The organism is Frankia sp. CcCS3, from assembly GCF_977927575.1.
Genome location: NZ_CDWRCL010000219.1, coordinates 1 through 6,991 on the forward strand (window position 1 = coordinate 1; position 6,991 = coordinate 6,991).

The following is a 6,991-nucleotide window of genomic DNA, read 5'->3' on the forward strand; positions in this document are numbered from 1 at the left end:
CGAGACCGGCGCCGCCCGGCCCGGCGTTCGCATCCACACCCGCGCTCGGCCCCACCCCGACGCCGAGACCCGCACCACCCGGCCCCGCGGCCGCACCCACCCCGGCGCCGGCCTCGGCCTCGGCCTGCAGGGCCTTCGCGCAGAAGGCGCCGACCTGGTCACTGCCGCCAGCGGCCGTGACCAGCGCGTTCAGGTCCGGGGAACTGAGAGCCGCGCCGGCGTCGGCCGTGTAGGTATGGCACAGCGCGAGCAGCGACGCCGAGACGGACGCACCGGCGCTCGGCGCCGAGACCCGCGGCGCGGTCACCTCGGCGGAGGGCGTAGCCACCGGGGACACGGCGGCGCTGCCACCTACACCGGGGACGGGCAGTACTCCTGTGCCAGCGGCGGCGGCGACGCCTCCGACGGCCGTGGCCGCGACCGCCACGGCGGCGACCTTCGCGGTCAGGAACTTCGCGAGCAACAACTTGAACATGGGCTCTCTCCGCGGCTGGGTGACGTGAGCGAGACGCGCCTCCCGGAAAGCGGCCACAGCCGCTTCCTCACCGTCGAGCTCGCCATCGCGGGCCGGAGCGGCCACGGCGGCGAGCAGGTCGCCAAGGGGATCCGCACCGGCCCCCGCATTGACCGGGCCGCCGCGAAGCATCCGCTCCGCGGCGCCCCGGCCGATCCGACGGGGTCGGTGTGTGCTCATCTCACGTCCTTCAGCGTCGAAGCCCTCACCGGTGTTACACCTGGCCGTGTTGCACCTGACCGGAACCCATGATCATCGCTGCGCGCCGCCACCCCGACCATGTTCACCTGGTTCACCTGCCTCCGGTCGACCAGCCCCGGTAACCCCACATTCGCCGAGCTGTTCGGCGAGCCTGCGCAGCCCTCGGTGCGCCGCGGTGCGGACCGCGCCGGCGCGCTTGCCCAGGACCCGCCCCGCGGTCTTCGCGTCCAGCCCCATGACCACTCGCAGGAGCACCGCCTCCGCCTGGTCCAACGGCAGGCCCGCGATCAGGCGCATGGCGGCCTCGGTGGACATCGCCTCCAACGCCTCGCCGGCGGTGTCATCGGGCGCGGCCATCTCCATCATCACCGTCTCGACCGGTACGTCACCGCGCGGGCGGCGAGATCGCCGGCGCAGCTGGTCGAGCGCGCGATGACGCGCGATCGTGGCTGCCCAGCCGCGAAACCCGTCGAAGTCCCCGCGGAACGACGGCAGGTCCCGGGCTATCTGCAGCCACGTCTCGGACGCGACATCCTCGGCCTCGTCACCGACGAGTACCCGCAGGTACCGCAACAGACCCGGCTGGATCGTCCGATAGAGCAGCCTGAAGGCCGCCTCGTCACCGCGGCGTGCCTCGCTCACCGCCGAAGAAAGATCCGGCTCCTCGACGGACGGCCTGCCGACCCCGGTGCGGGTTTGGTGGCCGGTCGTCGGCGTCGGCACCAGCGCCGCCGGGCCGCCAGGCGTGGAGGCCGACCCCGCCGAGGCCGACCCCGCCGAGAAAGATGATCGTCGTGGGATGCCCTCAGTGGCGACCGCATCTGCGCTCAGCTCCGCGCTCTCGCTCACCGCGCAGATGATGCGACCTCGCCCGGAACGGCCGGACATGGGAGGCTTGCTCATAGCACAGCGACAACGCACTGGCACGGTCAGACTCAGCCACGCTCGAGGATAATGTTCGGGTTCCGCGGCATTCCACCCGGGCGCCGTCGGATTGATCTATGGTTGGTGCGCCAGCTGGCTAACCTGGTCGGGGGCATCTGGCCGCTTGTGTCGGGTGCGGGGGGCGGGGCGAGAGCTGTGGCTCGTTCATCGACGTCGCGGACGTCGCGGTTGGTTCTGGGATCCGCCGGTGCGCGGGTTCTCGTCGTCGGCACGGGCGGGCTCGGTGGGCCCGGCGCCGACCGGGCGGGCGAGGTCGGCGCCGTGGTAGCGCGGGCCGTGGCGGCGGTCGGCGGCGTGTTCGTGGAGCGCTGCGGGCTGGCCGAGGAAAGCCTGCGCACGGTCGTCGACCCGGCGACCCCGCTCGATCTCGGCGAGGCTCTCGCGGCGGCCGTCGAGCAGGCCACCGAGGCTCTCCTCGTCTACTACGCCGGCATCGTCCTCATCGACGCCGACGGGATGATCCGCCTGGCGACGGCCGTGTCGGACAGCCGTCCCCATCGTCTGGCCTACACGGCCCTACCGTTGTCGTCGGTCCTGGCGACGATGGCGACGAGCCGGGCCGCCACCCGGCTCATCGCCGTCGATGGTCTGTGGGTGCGGACCACGGCCGCCCACTCCACCGTCCCGCCGGTGCCACCTCGCGTTCCCGGTCTTCGCGAGGATGTTGCCGGTCCTCGTGAAGATGCGGGGGGCGGCGCCGACGCGGCCGCGGCCGGCGACGGCGTGGAGCTGCTCGTGCTGACCTCGCCGCTGGCCGCGCACACCGGGCAGGCGGCGCACACCGGATCGGCGGCGGGTGACGGACCGCCGCTGTCCGCCGACCTGGTCCGGCTCCTCGTCAACGGCGACCCGGACGGCCCGGTCGAGCTGAGCGTCGGGCAGGTGACCCGGCGGCTCGCCCAACGTCTCACCGCGGCCGGGAACGCAGTGCTGCATTCCGCCGCCGCCTGGTCGGATGGGGTGATCCTCGCCGGCAACGCCGCGCACACCCCGCCGATCGCCGACCTGGAGCCGGCGCCGACCACCGTGCTCACCGACGGCCCCGGCCCGGTGGTGACTCCCACCCCGCGACAGCCGGCGGGGCTTCCCAGCGCACCGGACGGCGGGGTGACCACCGGTGAGGCCGCCTGCCCCTATCCCGGTCTCGCCTCGTTCGGCGCCGGCACGCAGCGCTGGTTCTTCGGGCGGGAGCGAGCGACGGCCGAGGCGCTGTCGCGGCTGGAGGAACGGCTGGACGGCGCGGGTCCGCTGGTGCTCGTCGGTGCCTCCGGCTCGGGAAAGTCGTCGCTGCTGGGCGCCGGGCTGCTCCCGGCGCTCGCCCGGGGCGCAGTGGCAGGCGCCCGCGGTTAGCCGCAGGTCCTGATGACACCCACAGATCACCCGGCCCGCGAGCTGGCCCGCACGGTGGCGCAGGCGGCCGGGCTGTCCGTGCTCGCAGCGGCACGGCTCGACGTCGTCTCGGAACCCGCCCGATTCGTCGGGGCGCTGTCGGATCTGCTCGCCCTGCGTCCGGCCGCCGGCGGGACCGCCCCGCCCACCCGGCGGGTGGTGATCGTCGTTGACCAGTTCGAGGAGACGTTCACCCTGTGCGCGGACGAGGAGGAGCGCGGCGCGTTCATCCGCGCGCTGGTCGCCGCGTGCCGCGGGGGCGGGGCCACCCGTCCACCGGCGGTCGTCGTCATCGGCGTCCGCGCCGACTTCTATGGCTGGTGCGCGGCCTATCCAGAGCTGGTGGACGCGCTCCAGACGGGGCAGGTCGTGGTCGGGCCGATGACCGCGGCGGAGGTACGCGACGCCATCGTGAAGCCGGCCGAGGCGGTAGGGCTCACGGTGGAGCCGGGCCTGGTCGATCTGATGCTGCACGACCTCGGCGCTGACGAGCACGGCGTCGTCGCCGACCCCGGATCATTGCCCCTGCTCGCGCACGCGCTGCGCGCCACCTGGCGGGAACGCGAGAACGGCACCCTGACGGTGGCCGGTTACCTGCGGGCCGGGGGTCTACGGGGGGCCATCGCCCGGACGGCGGAGGAGACCTTCGGCACGCTGGACGCGGCCGGCCAGGATGCGGCCTGGCAGGTCCTGCTACAGATGATCCAGTTCGGGGATGGGACGGACGACACCCGCCGCCGCGTCTCACGCACCGAGCTGCTGTCCACGTCGCCGTGGGCCCAGGACTCGCCGTCGGCCCAGGACGTCTCCGCCGTCCTCGACGCGCTGGTCGCCGCCCGACTCGTCACCGTGGACGCCGACACCGTCGAGATCTCCCACGAGGCGCTGCTGCGCTCGTGGCCGCGACTGCGCGAGTGGATCGAGGTCGATCGCGCCGCGGCAATGACCCGACAGCGGCTCACCGACGCCGCGGCCACCTGGGACGACGGCGGGCGGGACCCGTCCTACCTGTTCACCGGCAGTCGGCTGGCGACCGTCCGGGAGTGGGCGCAGGCCGGGCAGCGGCAGACGGCACTGAGCCCGGTCGCGCGGGACTTTCTGGCGGCCTCCCTCGCGGCCGAGCAGGCGGCGCAGCGGGCCGAGGCCCGGCGGACCAGGCGGCTGCACCAGCTCGTCGCCGCTCTCACGGTGCTGACCCTGATCGCCGGTGGAGCGATGGCGTTCGCCTTCCGGCAACGGGCCCAGATCGCCGGCGAGCGGGACCGGGCGCTGTCGGTGGCGATCGGCCGGCAGGCCGATCAGCTGCGCAGGTCCGACCCGCTGGCCGCCGCCCAGCTCGGCGCCGTCGCCTACCGGCTGGCGCCGACGGCGGAGGCGCGCAGCGCCGTGCTGTCGACGTTCGCGAGCGACTACGGCTTCGCCACCCGTCACCTCGGCACGCAGACCCGTCCGATCGGCGCGGTCGCCTACAGCCGGGACGGCAGGCTGGTGGCGACGGCGAGCGACGACTGGACGGTCGCCCTGTGGTCCGCGTCAGACTCCACCCGCCGCACCCCGCTCAGCACGATCAGGGGCCACCGGCTGGCGGTGAAGTCCGTGGCGTTCAGCCCGGACGGCCGGTTCGTCGCCACCGGGAGCGACGACCGGACGATCCGGCTGTGGACCATCACCGATCCCACTCACCCGGTGCTCGCGGCGACGTTACCCGGCGCCTCCGACTCGATTCACGGGCTGGCCTTCCGCCCCGACAGCCGGGTCCTTGCCACCGGCGGGTACGGATCACAGGTGCGGCTGTGGGACGTCTCCGACGTGAGCGCGATCCGGCCGGCCGGCGCGATCACCGCCCACACCGCGAACGTCCGTGCCGTCGCGTTCAGTCCCGACGGCACCGAGCTGCTGACCGGTGGCGACGACGGCCGGGCTCTGCTGTGGGACGTGCGGGACCTCGCCGCCCCGGCAGAGCTGAGCGAGCTGAAGGGCGAGGCGGGCCCGAATGTCGTGCTCAGCGCGAACACGGCCGTCCGTGCGGTCGCCATCAGCCCGGACGGGAAGACGGCGGTGACCGGCAGCGACGACACCACCGCGCGGGTCTTCGATCTCACCGACCCGCGACGGCCGACCACCCTCCAGGTCATCGACGAGGTGCGATCGGTCGAGGCGGTGGCGGTCAACGTGGACGGCCTCGTGGCCGTGGGGGTGAACAGCGCGGTCGAGATCTACGATCCGTCCCGCCATTTCGACGCCATCGCGGTCCTGCCGCACGCGTCGAAGCCGTGGGCGTTGGCCTTCAGTCCGGACGGGCGGACCCTCGCCTCCGGTGCCGACGGCCGCGCCCTGCGCCTGTGGGACGTGCCGGGGCCGACGCTGGTCGGGCACCACCGCTTCCTGTGGTCGACGGCGGTCCATCCGAACGGGCGGGTCCTGGCCACCGGGGACTACGGGCAGACCGTCCGGCTGTGGGATGCGCATAACCCCGATCGGCCGGTGTCGGCCGCCACGTTGACCGGATTCAACGCCGCGGTCGGCAGCGTCCGGTTCACCCCGAACGGCAGGGTTCTCATCGCCGGCAGCCTCGACTACGCCACCGACTTCGACGGCACGGTCACGCTGTGGGACGTCGCCGACATCCGCCGTCCCAGGCTGCTGTCCACCATCCATCCCGGCATCGGCGGGATCAAGGACCTGGAGGTCAGCCCGGACGGCCGGACCCTCGCGCTGGCCGGCACGAGCGCCCGACTGGCCTTGGTGGACATCTCCACCCCGGCCACGCCCCGGCAGCGGTCCGTCCTCGCAGGGCACCGCTACGACGTCGCCACCGTCAGTTTCAGTCCGGACGGGCGCACCCTGGCGTCCGGGAGCGGCGACCGGACCATCCGGTTGTGGGACATCACGACACCGGACCGACCGGCGGGCATCAGCACGATCATGGGCTTCACCAGCGCCCTGATCACCATCGCCTTCAGCCGGGACGGAAGGACCCTGGCCGTCGGCAGCTTCGACACGAAGGTCGCCCTGTCGGACGTCACGGACCGCCGGGCCCCGCGCGCGCTGCCCTCGATCATCGGGTTGGGGGCCGGCGTCAACTCCATCGAGTTCAGCTCCGACGGCCGGCTCATGGCGGCGGGCGTCGGCGGCGCGAACGGTGTGGTGCGGCTGTGGGACATGTCCGATCCGGCCGACCCGGTGCCGTACGCCACCTTCAGCGGCCGCTACAACGGCTTCGCGGCGGTCGCCTTCGCCCCGGGCACCGCCTTCATCGTCGGAGCGCCCTACCAGGTGATCGGATTCGTCTGGGACCTCGACCCGGCGAGCGTCGTCACGCGGCTGTGCGCGCGGGCCGGCGACCCGCTCACCCGCGAGGAATGGAAACAGTACCTGCCGGACCTCGACTACGATCCGCCGTGCGGCTGACCGGACCGGAGCCGGAACGGTTCATCACCGACCGGGTGGCCGAGGCGCTCCTCGCCTACGAGGTGACCGCCATGCTCGGGCACGGCGGTCACGCCGTCGTTCTCGCGGGTCGCCACCGCCAGCTCGACCGGACCGTTGCGATCAAGGTCCTGTCGACCAGCGCGGCGGACGGCGGCGCCCACGGCCGGTTCCTGGCGGAGGCGCGCCTGCTGGCCGGGCTCGACCATCCCCGCATAGTCCGCCTCTACGACTACGTCGAATCCGGGGACCTGTGCCTGCTCGTCATGGAGCGGCTGGCGGGCGGCACCGTGCGGGCCCGCGCGGCGAACGGGCTGACCGTCGACGTCGTCTGCGCGATCGGGTTGGCGACCGCCGCCGCGCTGGAATGCGCGTACGCGGGCGGGATCCTGCACCGCGACATCAAACCGGACAACATTCTCTTCAGCGCCGACGGCCTGCTGAAGGTCACCGACTTCGGGATCGCCAAGCTCATCGGCGCTTCCGGTGCGGCCCCGAGCACGCTCGTCGGTA

Annotated in this window: 4 protein-coding genes and 1 pseudogene; 3 read left to right on the plus strand and 2 right to left on the minus strand. The window is 73.4% G+C overall.

Translation table 11 applies throughout. From position 1 onward, the window contains the following. Both AC08OQ_RS16220 and AC08OQ_RS16225 read right to left on the minus strand, forming a co-directional pair. A partial coding sequence (locus tag AC08OQ_RS16220; RefSeq protein ID WP_476612166.1) for a hypothetical protein occupies positions 1-694 on the minus strand: 694 nt, incomplete at its 3' end. Between the two features lie 72 nt (positions 695-766). Next, the gene (locus AC08OQ_RS16225; protein WP_476601776.1) at positions 767-1,564 is read right to left on the minus strand and encodes an RNA polymerase sigma factor; all 798 of its coding nucleotides are present in this window, start codon (positions 1,562-1,564) and stop codon (positions 767-769) included. A 639-nt stretch (positions 1,565-2,203) separates the two neighbouring features. On the opposite strand from AC08OQ_RS16225, the pseudogene AC08OQ_RS16230 reads away from it, so the two are divergent. The 3 genes and pseudogenes from AC08OQ_RS16230 to AC08OQ_RS16240 all read left to right on the plus strand — a co-directional run. Next, positions 2,204-4,039: pseudogene (locus tag AC08OQ_RS16230) on the plus strand (ATP-binding protein); the annotation flags it as partial. Positions 4,040-4,264: 225 nt separating this feature from the next. Then, positions 4,265-6,460 carry a WD40 repeat domain-containing protein gene (locus AC08OQ_RS16235; RefSeq protein WP_476601778.1) on the plus strand — a complete coding sequence of 732 codons (2,196 nt, stop codon included), beginning with the start codon at positions 4,265-4,267 and terminating at the stop codon, positions 6,458-6,460. Continuing rightward, on the plus strand, positions 6,451-6,991 hold a 541-nt coding region (locus tag AC08OQ_RS16240; protein ID WP_476612167.1), incomplete at its 3' end, for a serine/threonine-protein kinase. The genes AC08OQ_RS16235 and AC08OQ_RS16240, both read left to right, overlap by 10 nt.

Excerpts from the sequence above, each read along its gene's own strand:
- AC08OQ_RS16235 (WP_476601778.1), top strand. The coding sequence starts at position 4,265 with ATGGCGTTCGCCTTCCGGCAACGGGCCCAGATCGCCGGCGAGCGGGAC.